The 16,490-nt window shown below is 54.3% G+C and carries 20 protein-coding genes; 10 read left to right on the top strand and 10 right to left on the bottom strand.

What is annotated here, in order from left to right:
• The first annotated feature begins 132 nt into the window (after positions 1-132).
• The 6 genes from G523_RS0104305 to mnmD all read left to right on the top strand — a co-directional run bounded on the left by G523_RS0104305 (position 133) and on the right by mnmD (position 6,040).
• Positions 133-1,359 (top strand): argininosuccinate synthase, encoded by a 1,227-nt coding sequence (locus G523_RS0104305; protein ID WP_022693800.1) that lies wholly within the window; start codon positions 133-135, stop codon positions 1,357-1,359.
• A gap of 8 nt (positions 1,360-1,367) precedes the next feature.
• The gene (locus G523_RS0104310; protein ID WP_022693801.1) at positions 1,368-1,982 is read left to right on the top strand and encodes a trimeric intracellular cation channel family protein; all 615 of its coding nucleotides are present in this window, start codon (positions 1,368-1,370) and stop codon (positions 1,980-1,982) included.
• Between the two features lie 166 nt (positions 1,983-2,148).
• Positions 2,149-2,682, top strand: coding sequence for an inorganic diphosphatase (ppa, locus tag G523_RS0104315; protein WP_022693802.1), 534 nt, complete (start codon positions 2,149-2,151; stop codon positions 2,680-2,682).
• A gap of 23 nt (positions 2,683-2,705) precedes the next feature.
• On the top strand, positions 2,706-3,362 hold the full coding sequence (locus G523_RS0104320) for a LysE family translocator (RefSeq protein WP_022693803.1): 657 nt from the start codon (positions 2,706-2,708) through the stop codon (positions 3,360-3,362).
• Between the two features lie 139 nt (positions 3,363-3,501).
• A complete protein-coding gene (locus tag G523_RS0104325; RefSeq protein WP_022693804.1) occupies positions 3,502-4,107 on the top strand; it encodes a TetR/AcrR family transcriptional regulator in 606 nt (201 codons plus the stop codon).
• A 43-nt stretch (positions 4,108-4,150) separates the two neighbouring features.
• On the top strand, positions 4,151-6,040 hold the full coding sequence (gene mnmD, locus G523_RS0104330) for a tRNA (5-methylaminomethyl-2-thiouridine)(34)-methyltransferase MnmD (protein WP_022693805.1): 1,890 nt from the start codon (positions 4,151-4,153) through the stop codon (positions 6,038-6,040).
• Here mnmD and G523_RS0104335 read toward each other — a convergent pair.
• The 6 genes from G523_RS0104335 to G523_RS21130 are packed head-to-tail and all read right to left on the bottom strand — an operon-like array spanning position 6,037 to position 8,064.
• The gene (locus tag G523_RS0104335) at positions 6,037-6,276 is read right to left on the bottom strand and encodes a hypothetical protein (RefSeq protein ID WP_155802580.1); all 240 of its coding nucleotides are present in this window, start codon (positions 6,274-6,276) and stop codon (positions 6,037-6,039) included. The two genes, mnmD and G523_RS0104335, sit on opposite strands and share 4 nt — an antisense overlap.
• Before the next feature lie 36 nt (positions 6,277-6,312).
• A complete protein-coding gene (pspC, locus tag G523_RS17935) occupies positions 6,313-6,798 on the bottom strand; it encodes an envelope stress response membrane protein PspC (protein WP_022693807.1) in 486 nt (161 codons plus the stop codon).
• The gene (gene pspB / locus G523_RS0104345) at positions 6,798-7,058 is read right to left on the bottom strand and encodes an envelope stress response membrane protein PspB (protein WP_022693808.1); all 261 of its coding nucleotides are present in this window, start codon (positions 7,056-7,058) and stop codon (positions 6,798-6,800) included. Before pspB ends, pspC begins: the two co-directional genes overlap by 1 nt.
• Positions 7,051-7,182: a hypothetical protein gene (locus tag G523_RS21265; RefSeq protein WP_022693809.1), complete on the bottom strand. Its 132-nt coding sequence runs from the start codon at positions 7,180-7,182 to the stop codon at positions 7,051-7,053. Before G523_RS21265 ends, pspB begins: the two co-directional genes overlap by 8 nt.
• Before the next feature lie 5 nt (positions 7,183-7,187).
• Positions 7,188-7,889 carry a phage shock protein PspA gene (gene pspA, locus G523_RS0104355; RefSeq protein ID WP_022693810.1) on the bottom strand — a complete coding sequence of 234 codons (702 nt, stop codon included), beginning with the start codon at positions 7,887-7,889 and terminating at the stop codon, positions 7,188-7,190.
• Positions 7,890-7,914: 25 nt separating this feature from the next.
• Positions 7,915-8,064: a hypothetical protein gene (locus G523_RS21130; protein ID WP_022693811.1), complete on the bottom strand. Its 150-nt coding sequence runs from the start codon at positions 8,062-8,064 to the stop codon at positions 7,915-7,917.
• Positions 8,065-8,265: 201 nt separating this feature from the next.
• Here G523_RS21130 and pspF point away from each other — a divergent pair, with 201 nt between their 5' ends.
• Positions 8,266-9,351, top strand: coding sequence for a phage shock protein operon transcriptional activator (gene pspF / locus G523_RS0104365; RefSeq protein WP_022693812.1), 1,086 nt, complete (start codon positions 8,266-8,268; stop codon positions 9,349-9,351).
• 84 nt (positions 9,352-9,435) lie between these two features.
• Complete coding sequence (locus G523_RS0104370) at positions 9,436-10,212, top strand: WecB/TagA/CpsF family glycosyltransferase (protein WP_027441450.1); 777 nt, start codon at positions 9,436-9,438, stop codon at positions 10,210-10,212.
• A 48-nt stretch (positions 10,213-10,260) separates the two neighbouring features.
• Here the strand turns inward: G523_RS0104370 and G523_RS0104375 are convergent, their stop codons facing one another.
• From G523_RS0104375 to hrpB, 3 genes are all read right to left on the bottom strand, one after another.
• Positions 10,261-10,593 carry a DUF2853 family protein gene (locus tag G523_RS0104375; RefSeq protein ID WP_022693814.1) on the bottom strand — a complete coding sequence of 111 codons (333 nt, stop codon included), beginning with the start codon at positions 10,591-10,593 and terminating at the stop codon, positions 10,261-10,263.
• A gap of 96 nt (positions 10,594-10,689) precedes the next feature.
• On the bottom strand, positions 10,690-11,733 hold the full coding sequence (locus G523_RS0104380) for an aldo/keto reductase (protein WP_022693815.1): 1,044 nt from the start codon (positions 11,731-11,733) through the stop codon (positions 10,690-10,692).
• A 53-nt stretch (positions 11,734-11,786) separates the two neighbouring features.
• Positions 11,787-14,240 (bottom strand): ATP-dependent helicase HrpB, encoded by a 2,454-nt coding sequence (gene hrpB / locus G523_RS0104385; RefSeq protein WP_022693816.1) that lies wholly within the window; start codon positions 14,238-14,240, stop codon positions 11,787-11,789.
• A gap of 119 nt (positions 14,241-14,359) precedes the next feature.
• Between hrpB and G523_RS0104390 the strand changes: the two genes are divergently transcribed.
• Entirely contained in the window at positions 14,360-14,674 is a 315-nt protein-coding gene (locus tag G523_RS0104390) for a hypothetical protein (protein WP_022693817.1), read from the top strand.
• Here G523_RS0104390 and G523_RS0104395 read toward each other — a convergent pair.
• Positions 14,643-15,563: a hydrogen peroxide-inducible genes activator gene (locus tag G523_RS0104395; protein ID WP_022693818.1), complete on the bottom strand. Its 921-nt coding sequence runs from the start codon at positions 15,561-15,563 to the stop codon at positions 14,643-14,645. The genes G523_RS0104390 and G523_RS0104395 overlap by 32 nt on opposite strands.
• Before the next feature lie 307 nt (positions 15,564-15,870).
• On the opposite strand from G523_RS0104395, the gene ahpC reads away from it, so the two are divergent.
• On the top strand, positions 15,871-16,434 hold the full coding sequence (gene ahpC, locus G523_RS0104400) for an alkyl hydroperoxide reductase subunit C (protein WP_022693819.1): 564 nt from the start codon (positions 15,871-15,873) through the stop codon (positions 16,432-16,434).
• Positions 16,435-16,490 lie beyond the last annotated feature (56 nt).

Consider the following 16,490-nt stretch of genomic DNA (forward strand, 5'->3'; position numbering starts at 1 on the left):
ACACGTTCAGCGAAAAATAAGGCGCTAAATGGCCGCTAAAGGGGCAATTTACTTGCGTGATTGTGGCCGATGGATATTGTGCGCGCAAAATTTTGGCGTGATCGCCATAATCCAACTTAGAAGTAGGAAATAATGTCTAACCGCACCGTCCCGAAAAAAGTCGTCCTCGCCTATTCCGGTGGTCTCGATACGTCGATCATTCTGAAATGGCTTCAGACAGAGTTCGGTTGTGAGGTCGTAACCTTCACAGCAGACCTTGGTCAGGGTGAAGAGCTCGGTCCGGCACGAGACAAAGCCCAGCTTCTCGGCATTAAGGACGAGAACATCTATATCGAAGATGTGCGCGAAGAGTTTGTTCGCGATTTCGTCTTCCCGATGTTCCGCGCGAACGCTGTTTATGAAGGCACATATCTGCTGGGAACATCTATTGCGCGCCCGCTGATCACGAAGCGTCTTGTTGAGATCGCAGAAGAAACGGGCGCTGACGCAATTGCACACGGCGCGACTGGTAAAGGTAATGACCAGGTTCGTTTCGAGCTTTCGGCTTACGCGCTGAACCCGGATATTCGCGTTGTTGCACCATGGCGTGAATGGGCTTTCAAAAGCCGTGAAGCGCTTCTGGAATTTGCTGAACAGCACCAGATTCCGATTGCGAAAGACAAGCGCGGCGAAGCGCCGTTCTCAGTTGATGCGAACCTGCTTCACTCGTCTTCTGAAGGTAAAGTTCTGGAAGATCCGTGGGAAGCAGCGCCTGAATACGTCCACCAGCGATCTCTGTCGCCAATGGATGCGCCTGACGAACCGACTGAAATTGTCATCGGGTTTGAAAAAGGCGACGCAATAACGCTCAACGGCAAAGAGCTGTCGCCAGCTGAAATGCTGACTGCGCTGAACAAGCTCGGCCATGATAATGGCATTGGCCGCATCGATCTCGTTGAGAATCGTTTCGTGGGCATGAAATCCCGCGGCGTGTACGAGACTCCGGGTGGCACAATTCTGCTGCAGGCACACCGTGCTATGGAATCCATCACGCTCGACCGCAATGCAGGCCATTTGAAAGACGAGCTGATGCCGCGCTATGCAGAGCTCATCTATAATGGTTTCTGGTTCGCGCCGGAACGTGAAATGCTTCAGGCCCTGATCGACAAGAGCCAGGAAAAAGTGGCCGGTGAAGTCCGCCTCGTTCTCTATAAGGGCAATGTCATCGTGTCTGGTCGTCGCTCACCATACTCTCTGTACGACGATCTGCTCGTTACATTCGAAGACGATGGAGGCGCATACGACCAGAAAGACGCTGAGGGCTTTATCCGCCTGAACGCGCTTCGTCTGCGTACACTTGCAGCGCGCAACCGTCGCTAGGCAGCACAATGGATGTGTCTCCTGATCTGATCCTCACCTTTGCGGACCGGATCGGCGTATTTGTATTCGCTGTCTCAGGAGGCATAGCCGCGGTCCGTAAGGATATGGACCTTTTCGGTGTTATCACGCTCGCATTTCTGCCCGCTGTCGGGGGTGGAACCCTGCGTGATCTCATCCTCGACGCGCCGGTATTCTGGCTTGAAGATACGCTGTCGCTCTGGCTTGCTATGGCAGGCGGACTGGCAGCGTTTTTCTTTGCCAATGCGCTGGAAGGCTTCAAGCCGCTCAGATGGGCGGATGCTGTGGGTCTCGCACTATTTGCGGTAACGGGCGCGGCTAAAGCCGCCGACCTTGGCCATGATTATCTGATCATTCTGATTATGGGTGTGATGACGGCATCTGCTGGTGGTCTCATTCGTGATGTCGTGGCAAACCGTGATCCTCTGCTTCTGAAGGAAGACATCTACGCGACAGCAGGGCTTCTCGGGGCAATGGTGTTTGCTGCGCTGATCTACTTCAATGTGAATGAGAGCATTGCATTTGCCGCTGGATTTGCGGCGGCATTCACGCTTCGCGCACTCGCCATCATTTTCAAATTATCTTTGCCGAAGCCGCGGCTTTAAGTCCGGTGTATCGGAGGCGTTAACCAGCTAGGGTGCATCAACTGGCGCAGAATTTAGACAAAGCCTGAATAAACTTCCCTCTACGCCTTTTGTTGCGCTTGCGCACGACCTGCTGCGCGGCTAGAGGGAAGCCATATAGACAAGACGCGTAAAAGAGGGACGCATTATGGATCTTTCCAAGATTTCCAGCGGGGAAAACCCACCAAAAGACGTAAACGTGGTGATTGAGGTTCCGCTGGGTGGTGAGCCGATCAAATACGAGATCGACAAGGATTCCGGCGCGATGTTCGTCGATCGCTATCTCTACACCTCTATGCGTTACCCGTGTAACTACGGTTTCGTACCACACACGCTGAGCCTCGACGGCGATCCGATCGACGTCATGTGCTATGGCAGCCGCGCTCTGGTTCCAGGTTCCGTTCTGCGCGTGCGCCCGATTGGCGTTCTTCTGATGGAAGACGATGGCGGTCCAGACGAGAAAATTCTTGCAGTTCCACACGCAAAACTGACCCGTCTCTATGACAAGGTTCACGAAAAAGAAGATCTGCCAGATGTCATTCTCGAGCGCATCACGCACTTCTTCGAGCACTATAAAGACCTTGAGCCAAACAAATGGGTGAAGGTTGATTGCTGGGACGGCCGTGAGAAAGCTGAAGAGCTGATCGCGCAATCCATCGCGCGTTACGCGGAAACCAAATAAGCTCTGATACCTGAGGGGCTGACATGGAATTCGGCCTCTGGGCATCCATGATTGTATTGTTTGCGGCCGGCGGGTTAACACCTGGTCCGGCCGTAATGCTTGTTATCGCAGCGTCGCTTCGTTACGGCTTCTGGCTATCTCTGGTGAGCGGGCTCGGTATTTGCGCTGCGAATGTCGTATGGATTACGCTCGCAGCCTCTGGTGCCGGTGCGCTGGCTGAACAATTTCCAAACGGATTTTTTGTTCTAAAGCTTGTCGGGCTGGGCTTTGTGCTCTGGCTTGCCTGGTCGACGGCAACGCAACCCGTCGATACAAACTTCGAAGATGAAGTAACTGATGTGTTCAAGCCGAAGGGCCAGAACTTCATCAAAACGGGCCGCATCACCGGCCTGTTCCTGCGTGGCTTTGGGCTACAGCTAGCCAATCCGAATGCATTGGTCTTTTTCGGCGGTCTGCTGCCGGCATTTTTCAATGTTGATGCCCCGATCATTCCGCAAGTAATTATTATGGTTCTGACGGTCACAGCGACCGAGCTGTTTGGCCTGAGCATTTACGGCAGCGGCGCACGTCTGCTTTCACATAAATTCTCTGAACCGAAGTTCGCGCGCGTATTCTATGTGTGCGCCGCCACTCTGATGGCGGGTTCTGTCGTCTGGGCGCTGGTCAGTCCATATCTATAACTGCCTTGAATGAGTGCAATTTTGCCACGCCAATCCCCTGAAACGAGAATCAACTGCTGAACAGACTCAGTTAAGCGGCTGTTTGTATGATACATTGTGCAGAATGGCTTGGGGCAGGCCATACGGGGCAGGGCGCAATATGAAATCTGATGGACCTACAGAAACGACTTCCGTTCGGCGCGAAGGGCCGAAGCGTAGCGAAGCCTCTCGTCAGGCCATCTTGTCTGCTGCGCGTGAAGAGTTGATTGAGCATGGCTGGCGCGCTTTCAGCCCTGACCGGCTGTCACGCCGGGCCAAAGCCTCCAAGCAAACAGTATATCGCTGGTGGCCGTCCGTGGCCGCCATCGCAATCGATGCCGCAATCAGCATGATTGACGAGCCGGTTATCAAACCTGATGAGCCCGTTGATGTGCAGCTCGCGGCATTCATCGAGCCCTTCTCCGAGCTTGCCCGTGTTGGTGACGGCGCTCACCTTCTGCGTAGCGCGCTGCTGGCAGCATCTGATGACCCGGCCGCCGGTGAGATTTTCAGGACCTGGTTCAACAATACCATTCGTAAGCCGATGAAGAATGTGCTGGCGCAAGCTGCATCCAAAGGTCGTATCCGCAGGGATTATGACCCTGATGCTGTGTGTGAGACATTGTTTGGCGCAGTATGGCACCGGTTGATCCTTATGCGTGGGCCGTTACCGCACGTTCTTGCTATGAAATCGGCTCAGGCCGTTCTTGCGTCGCTTCGTCCTTAAACCTCATCTCCCGGTTTTCAGAATTCTCTGATAAAGGGGCGGCATGACACGCCTGCCTTCACGCCCGAATCTTGACTGGAAAGACGACGGAACCCCCGTCGCGACTGCATTCGATGACGTATATTTCTCGCGCAGTGACGGGCTGGAAGAAACTCGCGCGGTTTTCTTTCGCGCTTGCGGGTTACCAGATCGGTGGCGAGACGAAAAAAGCTTCACTATTGCAGAATTAGGCTTTGGAACCGGCCTGAACTTTCTTGCACTGGTCGATTTATGGCTCGGATCTGAGCGGCGAAGCGATGGCTGGCTCGACTTTCTGACGGTTGAGAAGCATCCGATGGCGGCTGAAGATGCGCGCAGATCACTGGCGCGTTGGCCGGAACTCAAGATCTACGCTGATCAGCTGCTTGCGAGCTGGCCTGAACAGACTATCGGCCTGCAGCGCATCGTATTTCCGCAATGGCGCATCAGCCTCAGCATTTTTATTGGCGATGCCGCTGACTGGTTCAACTTGGTTGATTTCAAGGCGGACGCCTGGTTTCTGGACGGGTTTGCCCCTGCCAAGAATGAAGCCATGTGGTCTGAAGACATTCTCAAGGGTCTCGGCGACCATGCAAAACCTGGTTGCCTCGTTGGCACTTATACGGTGGCGGGCCATGTGAGACGTGGATTGGCCGCCGCAGGTTTTGAGGTGTCTAAACAGCCGGGATTTGGCCGGAAGCGCGAACGCCTCGAGGCGATCTATCCGGACAACGCTCCGTGCGATCCCCAGCCGGATATATTCTTGCGGCATGTGCCGAAACGCGAGATTGAACGCGTCATTGTCATGGGTGCGGGAATTGGCGGCGCCTCGGTCGCGCGCCAGTTTGCAGAGGCCGGTTTATCGGTAACGGTCATCGACAGAGCTGAGGGACCTGCCTCCGGCGCCAGCGGTAATCCATATGGTCTTGTGATGCCGCGCCTTGATGCGGCAGACACGCCGCAGGCCCGCTTTCTCATTCAGAGTTATCTCTATGCGCTATCCTTTTATGCGCAATATGCGCCGGACTTTGCGCACGAAGTCAGTGTTACGCAGGTGCCTCAGAGCGACGCGGAAATTAAACGCTTTTCAAAGCTTGCAGAAGATCCGCCGCTGAATGACGGACGCCTGTCATTCAGTGATGAAGAACCTGTATCGCTGATCCATCATGGCGCTGCATTGGTGGAGCCAGCAAAGCTGGTGGCTGCATTGCTTGATCATCCCAGTATTGATTGTCGCTGGAATCAGTCTGTTGAAACGCTCGAGGCGATCTGTGGCAAATCTGACGAAAAGACGTTGATTGTCATTTCGGCGGGACACCTGATTTCTGGTCTGTTGCCGGAAATGGCTGAATGGATTGCCGGAAAAACCGGGCAGGTGGAGCTCGCTGAATCTGTATCTGAAGACAAAGAAGCACTGGCAATTGCATCCGGCAGCTATGCGCTAAGGAAAGGTGGCGATCTGCTATTCGGCGCGACGTTTGAGGGCTTTGAGGGTGATGCGCCAGCAGTAACTGGTGAGGCACGCACTCATAATATCGAAGCGCTTGGCTCGCTTGCGCCTGATTGGGCTGGCACTCTTGTCGAGGCACAGCTCGTCTCGCGCGCATCGGTTCGGGCGACAACGCCGGACCGTTTTCCAATTGCGGGGTGCTGGTTTGACCGGTCTGAAACGCTCTTAAATCTTGCGCCGCTTCAGCATGGCGCACCCGTTAAGGGGGGAGCTGTTTCTGATGGTGACGTGTATGTGATCGCAGGGCTCGGTGCCCGCGGCTTCACATTTGCGCCCCTTCTGGCGGACCTGATTGTATCTCAGGCGCTGGGGCGGCCGCTTCCTCTCGCCCGGTCAGAGCAGGAGATTGTCTCTCCTGTTCGTTTCCTGGTCCGGGCGATCCGGAAGGGGCAGATAACTGACTAGCCGCGTGTTGCGAGCGACCAGTCGAATGCGAACGCTGGGCAATCAGCACCCGGGCAATCGAGCCCGTCAATCTGGACTACGAAGCCGCGGTCTATATGTGTGCCCATTGTTACGTCCAGTCCGGCAGCCTGAACATGGAAACGTCCTGAGAGTACGGCTGCGGCGGTGAGAACGATGGCGGCGCCCATTACGAACATGCCCGTCATTGTTCCGTTTGATGATCTTCCCGTAAACATTGTTTGCCCCTTCGATACAAACGGTGGTGAGTTAGGTTACTGACCTTTTTCGAGGTCACGGAACTGGCGGCGAAGACGCCACTCGTCCGAGGTAACTGCGCGCTCCATGGATTGAAGGCGATCTTCGAGATCCATGAATTTGTAGCGCAGGTTGGAGAATGTGATCGTTGGTCGATCCGAAACGCCGCGCCAGAATGTTTCTTCATCCGGGCTGAGTGATGGTGCATTCCTTGGTGGTGTCGGCAGGATAACCCACATCACCATATAGGCGATGATGATCAGCGGTCCTGCGAACAGGAAAAAGGAAAGGACAGTGGCGATACGGACCAGGGATGGTTCCCAGCCGAACCGGTCAGCAATGCCGCCACAGACACCGCCAATGACCTTGTCACGAACAGACCGGTAGAGGCGTTTCGGGTTAGGTGACCCGTTGTAGTCGTAAGGCTCATCACGTTCCGGACCACGGTGGAAAGTGTTTCTCCACTTTCCATAGTCGTCATCATGTCGTCTGCGATGTGGCATTAGTTCTTCCTGTAAATGTCATCGCGGAGATTGTCGGAGCGGTTGTTAGTCCGCTCCACTTCACCGTCGATAATGGCTTCGAGGCTTTCAATGCGGCGCTCCATGGCGCGCGCTGATCGCCAGAGATCTTCAAGCATTCGCTCATCGTCCGGTTGGAGCGTCTTCTGCTTCCGCCAGATCGTGATGTAATGAAACAGCACGGCCGGGAAACCTATGAAGAGCATGCCGACGATGGCGATTGCGATAAATTCCTCAGGCATTGAGTTCGCCCTTTTCGGTGGTTACTGCAGTCCGCTCACGGCGGTCCTTCAGATAGTTAGCGATGAGACCAGGTGCTGTCAGCACTGTCATGATCCCGGTGAGGACAAGAAACGGCATTGCCATAATGATTACTCCTCAGAGTCTTTTTTAGTTGTCTCAGGCGTCGCAGTTGTCTGAACACCTTTACGGCGTTTCAGCTCAGCGAGCTCTTTTTCGACTTCGTCAGATTGTGCGAGGTCGGCGAATTCCTGCTCGAGCGAAGGCTCATAGCCTTTGATCGTGTCAGCATAGGCTTCCATCTCGTCGACTTTACGCTCTACGGCAGAGTAACGTGCCAGCGCGTCATCAACGCGGGAGTCATATGTGCGCGAACGGGCGCGGATGCGATGTTCGGCAGCTTCACGACGCATCATAAGTGCGCGATGTTTGGCTTTAGCTTCATCAAGCTTGGCCTGAAGCTTTTCGAGATCGGAAGAGCGCTTTGCGAAAGCTTCCTCTGCAGCAGCAAGGCCTTCCTTGCGCGCAGCAATCTCTGAAGCAGCTTTCTGTTTCGCTTGCAGCGCGCCACGAGCCAGATCTTCACGACCTTTATCAATAGCGAGTTCTGCTTTGGCTTCCCATTCAGCGGCAACCGTTTCGAAATGCGCGATTTCGCGTTCCATTTCTTTCTTGTCTGCCATAGCGCGGGCAGCACCAGTACGAACCTCGATCAGCGTGTCTTCCATTTCCTGGATCATCAGACGCGCGATTTTTTCAGGATCTTCCGCCTTGTCGAGCATGGCGTTGATGTTTGAGTTTACGATGTCTCCGAAGCGGGAAAACAGTCCCATAGTCGGTCTCCTTGATAAATTACGTTTAGAAGAGAATGCGTGCGACGATCACACCGGCGATAAAGAAGCCCCAGCTTTCCATCGGACGACGTGACAACCAGCCTGTGAAACGGCTGAAGCGATCTTGCAGCGTGTCATCCCGTCGGGATTGGCTGTTTGCTTCATAGTCTCTCATGTCTCTCTTCCTTTTCTTGCGGCCCCCTTAGCCGCTGAGCTGTCCTACAATTTGCAAAGGGCGTGCCAGTTTTGAATTAATGTTATAGACCACTGTTTTTATTATATAAAAAATTTCTCTAGTACGTTTCGTTATACAAATTTAGTAATATCGACGAAATAAAATTAGCTATTTAGCGAATAATTATGGTAGTTTTGACGAATGATTGAGCCTGTTTCACCAATTGGCGAAAGCCCTGAATGGTTGGAGGCGCTGGAAAAAGCGTCATTCATTGCCCCGCTGGACCGATCAATCCTGATTATCGGGGAGCGAGGTACGGGTAAGGAGCTGATTGGCGAGCGCGTTCACTTCCTGTCGAAGCGCTGGAACGGACCGTTTATTAAAGTGAACTGTGCTGCGCTTTCTGATGAGTTGCTGGATTCAGAACTGTTCGGGCATGAGCAGGGCGCGTTTACAGGGGCCAGTTCCAGAAGGATTGGCCGGTTCGAACAGGCTGATGGCGGCACGATCTTTCTGGATGAGATCGCCACGGCATCTGATCGTGTGCAGGAAAAGCTGTTGCGCGTCGTCGAGTATGGCGAGTTTCAACGCCTTGGCGGCGAGCATGTGCTCAAATGCGATGTCAGAGTGACTGCAGCGACGAATATCGACCTTCCAGCGGCGGTGGAGGCCGGTAAGTTTCGCGCCGACCTTCTCGACCGCCTTGCCTTTGATGTGATCACCTTGCCCCCTTTACGGGTCCGGATAGAGGACATCTCGCTTCTCGCTGACCATTTCGGCAGCCAGATGGCTCGCGAAATGGGGCTTCCGTTTACGGGCTTTTCTCCATCTGCAATTTTGCAGCTGGAAGCGCATGATTGGCCGGGCAATGTGAGGGAGCTTAAAAATGTCGCCGAGCGGATCACGCACCGTTCGCTCCATATGGATCCTGAAAGCTATATCGAGTTTTCAGAAGATGCGATTGACCCGTTTTCATCGCCCTTTCGCCCACAAGCCAGGCAAGCGTCTGCCAAACCGGTTCAATCAGGCCCGGTTCAAGACCTGCGTCTCGATGTTCCGCCCGTGGAGGACGGCCTCGATTTTGAAACCGAGATCCGGCTATATGAAGTGCGTCTGGTAGAGGCTGCGCTAAAGGCGAGTGAGGGACACCAGGGTAAAGCTGCCGACTATCTTGGGCTCACCTATCACCAGTTCCGCGGCCTTCTTCGTAAGCATGGCATGGACAATAAGAAGAAGCGCGGCGAGGTGGATGAACCTCAGGAACGTCAGCCTATTCGGGGCATGTAATGCGGAGGAAAACTCTCCGAATTTTATGTAAATTCTCCGACTACCCGAAACGCTAATTTCCTTGTTTTCTGCCATGACGTCAGTATGGAACTAACTTCTGCAACTGCCGCTGATTTTGCTGTCGACCCTGAACGGATAGAGTTTATGGGTCTTATCTTCGATCCCTTGGATACCGAAGGCACGGTAAACGAGATTGTGCGCCGCGCGGATCGCGGTTGCGACTTCACTTATCTGGTCACACCGAATGTCGATCATATGGTTCGCCTCGATGCGGAGCCTGATCTTCGTCCGCTCTATACAGACGCAGGCATGCTGGTGTGTGATAGCCGCATCCTTGAGCTGTTCGCCAAGTTTGAAAGTAAGGAGCTTCCTGCTGCGCCGGGCGCAGACATTGTTGAAGCGCTGATCCGTGATCACATTAATTCCGATGAGAAGATCGTTGTGATTGGCGGCGATGAAGGGATTATTGAATCGCTGGCGCGAGACTATGGCATCGCAAATGTTGCCTGGCACAATCCGCCTATGGGTCTTCGCAATAAGTCGGATGAAGTCCGCAAGGCCGCAGAGTTTCTTGCCAGCGAAAACGAACGTTTCGCCTTTCTGTGTGTCGGGTCCCCGCAACAGGAGATGGTCGCCCGTGAGGCGCTGCGTCTTGGTCGCGGTAAAGGTGTGGCCCTGTGTTGTGGCGCAAGCCTTGAGTTCCTGGCAGGCCGGGTCGAGCGTGCGCCGCTCTGGATGCGCAATGCGCGTCTTGAATGGCTTCATCGCCTGCTGAGCGAGCCGAAGCGCATGTGGAAGCGCTATCTCGTTGACGGGCCGCGTATCTTTGCGATCTGGCGAAAACATAAATCAGAACAATAAAAAACCCCCGCGTTGGCAGGGGTTTTCTTTGATCAATGCTATGCAAGCCTAGCCAGCGAGCATGTCGATTTTGCCGTATTTCTCAGCGAGAATGTAGTAGAATGTGACGCGGGACTTATTGCCCTTCTCGTCCTTCATCACTGTGCAGACTTCCTGAATTGCAGCGTCCAGATCAGCGTCAGAGTCAGTCAGTTCAAACTTCTTCTTCAGCCACTTTTCGCGCACACGTTCCAGCTCGGACGGATCAGAGCAGGAAACCAGAGACGAGTCGCGGTTGCGAAGTGCAATACCGAGATGGTTTACAATCTTCTGCAGTGCAGTTTCGTTATATGCTTTCGCATACTTTTTCACGTTGTCTACGTAAGGTGCAATATCGGCCATTTGGATCACTCCCCGTCTAGCCCGTACCAAGTTGAGCGATTGCCCAATCACCACCTTATCCAGCATTAGAAAGTCGGCAAGTAGGTAGGCTGCGATTTATGGACACGGATTTGGCTGGCGCGCGTGCAGTTCGTTCACGCTGTTTTCCAGATCGTCAGTCCATTCAAGATCAAACGCATCAATACACGTCTTCAATTGTTCCATTGTCGTGGCGCCGATAATCGTTGAGGCCATGAAAAGCCTTGTGTCGCAGAACCGTATCGCCAGCTGGCCCGGATCAATGCCCTTCTCTGCCGCCAGATCGACGTAGGAATTGATCGCGTCTTCTGCGTGCGGCTTCTCATAACGGCTAAGACGTTGGAACAAGGCTTTGCGTGAGCCTTCAGGCAAAGCGCCGTTACGATATTTGCCAGTCAGATAACCCTGCCCTAATGGCGAGTATGACAGGAGCCCGACATCCTCATGCATGCAGACTTCTTCAAGCCCCTCTTCAAAGGTGCGGTTCACCAGATTATAGGCGTTCTGGATGGATTGAACGCGTGGCAGGCCGCGCTTTTCGCTTTCGGCAATAAAGCGCATCACGCCGAATGGTGTCTCGTTCGATAGACCTATATGGCGGATATTGCCCTTCTTCACGTGGGCATCGAGCGCTTCGAGAATGTCTTCAAATGGCTCGTATGAAATATTGTAGTGCTTGGCTTTCAGTTTGCCGCCGAAAATCGGCGCGACACGGTCAGGCCAATGAAGTTGATAGAGATCAATATAATCGGTCTGTAGACGCTTAAGGCTCTTCTCAACGGCTTCGTCGATTTGCGCCTTGTTGATACGGCACATGTCTACGTCGTCGCGATACCAGGTGTTTTCAGACCGGCCGACAATTTTGGTAGCGAGAATGACTTTGTCGCGATTGCCGCGCGCTTTCATCCAGCTCCCGACAATGCGCTCTGTCGAGCCTTGCGTTTCCGGTTTTGGCGGAATGGCATAAAGCTCGGCTGTATCGAAGAAATTCACGCCGCGCTCGACAGCGTAATCCATTTGCTCGTGACCTTCGGCCTCAGTATTCTGTTCGCCATAAGTCATTGTTCCGAGGCAGCACGCGCTGACCATCAGGTCTGTACGACCAAGTTTGCGTTTTTCCATTTTTGTCTCCCAATCCGGACAGGCTGACGTGGTCCGAGCGCAGACTCAAGCCGTTATTTTCGGTTGCGCGGCGGTGGTGGTGTGGCGCTTGCCGGATCTTCCGGCCAGTTATGCTTCGGATATCTGCCTTTCATATCCTTACGCATGTCGGAATAGCTGCCAGACCAGAAGCCCGGCAAATCCTTTGTGATGGCGACAGGTCGCTGTGCCGGAGACAGAAGGCTCAAAGTCATCGGCACGCGCCCGTCACAAATCGTTGGATGCGTTTTAAGGCCATAAAGGTCCTGAACCCGAACCGAGACGAGCGGCGCTTTCTCATCCGCGTAATCAATAGCAACGTTGCGACCTGACGGCGCCTGCCATTTGGCGGGTAGCGCTGTTTGCAGCGCCTGGCGGAGTTCCCAATCGATTGTGTCATCCAGATAGCGTCGAAGCGAGCCCGCCTCGATACCTTTCAGGCCATGCGTTTCAATATGTGGCACCAGCCAGTCCGACGCCGACGATATAAGCTCTGCTTCTAACGCCTCGGGCGTGCCTCCAGTCTTCGGGGCTTTCTCGGGAAATGCGGAATAGAAGAAGCCCAGTCTGGAAACGTGATCCTTGATGGTGTCATATCCGGGAAGTGAGGAGAGGCCATTCTCTTCCACCGCCCTGAGCAACGCCTCTGCGATCGTCGTATTATCCGGTTGGGACAGTGGCGTTTCGGACATTACGATTTCGCCAAGCGTTTTCTGGCGCCGTGCCTTCACCTTGCCGGACTTCGGATCAAACTCGGCAAAGTCGCGCTCGGCTTCGGTGAGAACGCTGCGCACCAACCGCTCATCGAGCGCGCCCGCTAGACGGACTATGCTTTCACTTCCGCTTTGGCCGCCCGTTTCGCAGACGACAATCCATTCACTTCCTTCAAGCGTGAAGTTATCCGGAAGTTTGACGCCCCCTCCTCCCGCAAGCTGGTAGCGTTTCGGATCGCTTTTGCGACGCCTGGCAATCCGGTCCGGCCAGGCTTTCGCGATAATGTCTGCGGCATTTCCGGATGGGATGGCTTTGACGCCTGCCCAGCGCTTTGCCTGTTCTTTTAGAGAGTTGGCGCGTTTGGAACTATCTCGCTGAAAAGACGAGACCCTCGAAGACAAATCATCAGATCGCCCGCCTGCGCCCTGTTCTGAAAGCATGGCGGCGACCTGGGCGGCGAGCGCTTTTTCTCCGTCGCCTTCTGCTGCCAGAATGACCGAAGACAGACGCGGATGAAGCGGCATTCCGGAGGCTTTCTGGCCCTTCGGTGTCAGCCTGTTCGGGTCATCTGCGTCGATGAACTCCAGCCGCTTCAGCATATCGAGGGCCGCCGCAAAATGCCCGCGCGGTGGATAGTCCAGAAGGTTGAGGTCATAAAGGTTGTGGTCGCCCCACTCGATCAGACGCAATAATGCTGAGCTGAGATCGGCATTGAGGAGTTCCGGCGTGGGTGCCTTTGGCAGACCGCGATTTTCTTCTTCGTGCCACAGCCTGTAGCACACACCCGCCTCGGTCCGGCCGGCGCGTCCGCGTCGCTGGTCAACATTCGCGATGGAGGCTTTCACCGTGGAGAGCATCGCGCCGAGGCTATTGGGTGAATAGACCGGTACACGGGCAAATCCGCTATCAACAACCACCCTCACCCCCTCAATGGTGAGCGAGCTCTCTGCGATATCAGTCGAGAGAACGACTTTGCGCTTGCCGCTGGGGGGCGGCTTGATGGCGTCATCCTGCTCTTTGGGAGGTAGCGCGCCATAAAGCCGGCAGATCATGATGTCGTCTGAAAGGCCACCAAGACGCTCAGCCGTCCGGTTGATCTCCGCAGCGCCCGGAAGGAATGCGAGAATTGATCCTGTTTCAGCAGCCAGCGCTTTGCGAATGGCCTTAGCCATCTGGTCTTCCAGCCTGTCCTGCGTACGCCCGAGATATTTCGTTTCAACCGGATAAGCCCTGCCCTCGGACTGGACGACTGGTGCCTTCAAAACGCTAGCGACCTTTTCAGTGTCGAGCGTCGCGGACATGACGACGATCCGCAAATCCTCGTTCAGATAGTCCTGACTTTGTTGCGTGAGGGCGAGGCCGATATCTGCGTCCAGAGAGCGTTCGTGAAATTCGTCGAACAGAACAGCGCCATAGTTACTGAGTTCAGCATCGCGTGTGACGAGATTGGTGAACACACCCTCGGTGACGACTTCAATCTTTGTCTTTGGTCCAACTCTCGTATCGAGGCGTGATCGCACACCAACCGTTTCACCGACCCGTTCTCCAAGCATGTTGGCCATACGCTCGGCGGCGCGCCGCGCGGCGATCCTGCGTGGCTCAAGCATAATGATTTTCCTGTTGCCGAGCCAGTCAGAGCCAAGAAGATGTAGTGGAACTTTTGTCGTTTTACCGGCGCCTGGCGGCGCAGCGAGTACGAGCCGGTTGCCGGTTTTCAGCGCAGCGGAAATATCATCCAGCACATCATCAATGGGAAGTTGGAATGCGTCCGCCACGGCCAGTCTTTCGGTTCAAACAGGCTAAAACCGCTAGCTTTCTTTGATGCGGGCTTCAAGGGCTGAACCGATCAGCGCGTTGAAGCGTAAACAGACGTAACGGTTAAAGGATGCCTCAAATGACGCTGCTGAGAATTGCGATTGCCGGCCTTGGTATTGCCCTCGCCCTGATGTGTGTCTGGGCGGGTACAAACGGCCATTTCCTTAATGAGTTTGGCATTGTCGGTGGTCTGGCATGGGGCAAGGTCAGCCTTGCGGACCTCTATATCGGTTTTGCGCTTCTTGCCGTGCCTATCGCACTGACGGAAAAAGTAAAACTGTCAGCGCCAATTATTATTGCCTTGTTCCTATTAGGAAATATTGTCGGCGCGTTTTGGCTCGCCTGGCGTTTGCCTAAGCTGGTCAGGCTGCTGAAGCAGGATAAGCCGGCGTAAACAGAGAGCGGATTTCTTCCGCAACAATGCGCGCATCGGATTCTCGCGAAGACCCTGCGCGCCATGCCACACCGATGGATCGGCCGATCGCTGGCGGCGAGAATGGACGGATGTTGACATCAAGCCCATTTCCAATGCCGGCATCGGCGGCAATCTTTGGAATAAGTGATACGCCCAGCCCACCATCTACCATCTGGATGAGTGTATGCAGGCTGGTAGCGCTCACCTCCCCGCCATCGCGTACAGTTGGCATCTGACAGACAGATAGCGCGTGGTCACGCAGGCAGTGGCCGTCTTCCAGAAGCAGTACATCATGGGGCGCGAGGTCTTCGGGCTGCAGCGCGCCGTCTTTTCCGAGCGGATGCCCCTTTGGAGCAGCCAGCAGGAATTCATCATCAAAAACAGGAATGGAATCGATGCCCGTGGCATCATATGGCAGCGCGATCAACGCGGCATCGAGACGTCGTGCGCGCAGATCATCCAGCAAACGTGCGGTTTGTTCTTCGCGCAGATAGAGTGTCAGATGATCAAACTTGGATTTCAGATGCTTCATCACGCGCGGTAGCATGAAGGGCGCGATTGTCGGGATCGCGCCAAGGCGGAACGTACCATAAAGCGGCTCGCCTGCCCCTTTGGCCGCAATCACAAGATCTTCGGCGTCTGAAAGAAGACTACGCGCCCGATCTACGACTTCTGCGCCGGTGGCGGTCAGTGTCGCGCCGCGCGCTTCGCGCTCGACGAGCTGTACCCCCAGAATACCCTCAAGCTCGCGGATCGCCGTTGAGAGCGTTGGCTGGGTGACATGCATGCTTTCGGCGGCACGTGAGAAGGAGCGCTCTCTTGCGAGCGCATCAAGAAACTGGAGCTGTCTGAGTGATGGAAGAATCATAGAAAAAATTTATGGCATCTGGAGAAATAATCAAGAATGCTGCATTGCCGCGAAGTGGAATGTATTTCAATAATTTTTGAATAGTCGGATATTTCCAATATTTGGCGATATGCAGAATATCCTTTCGCTGCGCCGCGATATACCGAGAATAATTCCAGACTATCCCGAGTTTATTACTCAGGCGCTGCCTCTACGGCATCTGCGATAAAGACAACCTATCGCAAGTATAAATATTATAAATTTGTGTGATGCAGCAAGCTCGACCATATAGCATTCTGTATCCAGCCAACCGAGAAAGGATCACTTCATGGCTCTCATCAACACAGAGATTAAACCATTCAACGCGACAGCATTCAAAGAAGGTCAGTTCGTCGACATTTCAGACGCTGACGTGCGTGGCAAATGGGCGATCTTCTTCTTCTACCCAGCTGACTTCACATTCGTATGCCCAACCGAGCTCGAAGACCTCGCAAACCTTTATGGCGAATTCCAGAACCTCGGCGTCGAGATCTTCTCTGTTTCTACAGACACACACTTCTCGCACAAAGCATGGCACGACACATCGCCAGCGATCGGCAAAATCAACTACTACATGGTTGGTGACCAGTCCGGCACAATCACAAACAACTTCGACGTAATGCGCCCACGCGTTGGCCTTGCTGACCGTGCGACATTCCTCGTCGATCCGGATGGCATCATACAGTTCATGGAAATCACATCTGAAGGTGTTGGCCGTAACGCTGCTGAGCTTCTGCGTAAGACAAAAGCTGCTCAGTACGTTCGCAACAACCCAGGCGAAGTTTGCCCAGCTAAGTGGGAAGAAGGCGAAACAACGCTTGCTCCTTCACTGGACCTCGTCGGCAAAATCTAAGCCGTCGATACCAATGGCGCTGGCACAACGTCCCCCCACCCCTTCCCGGTGTGCCA

Source organism: Ponticaulis koreensis DSM 19734 (assembly GCF_000420665.1).
GTDB classification, from domain to species: Bacteria; Pseudomonadota; Alphaproteobacteria; order Caulobacterales; family Hyphomonadaceae; genus Ponticaulis; species Ponticaulis koreensis.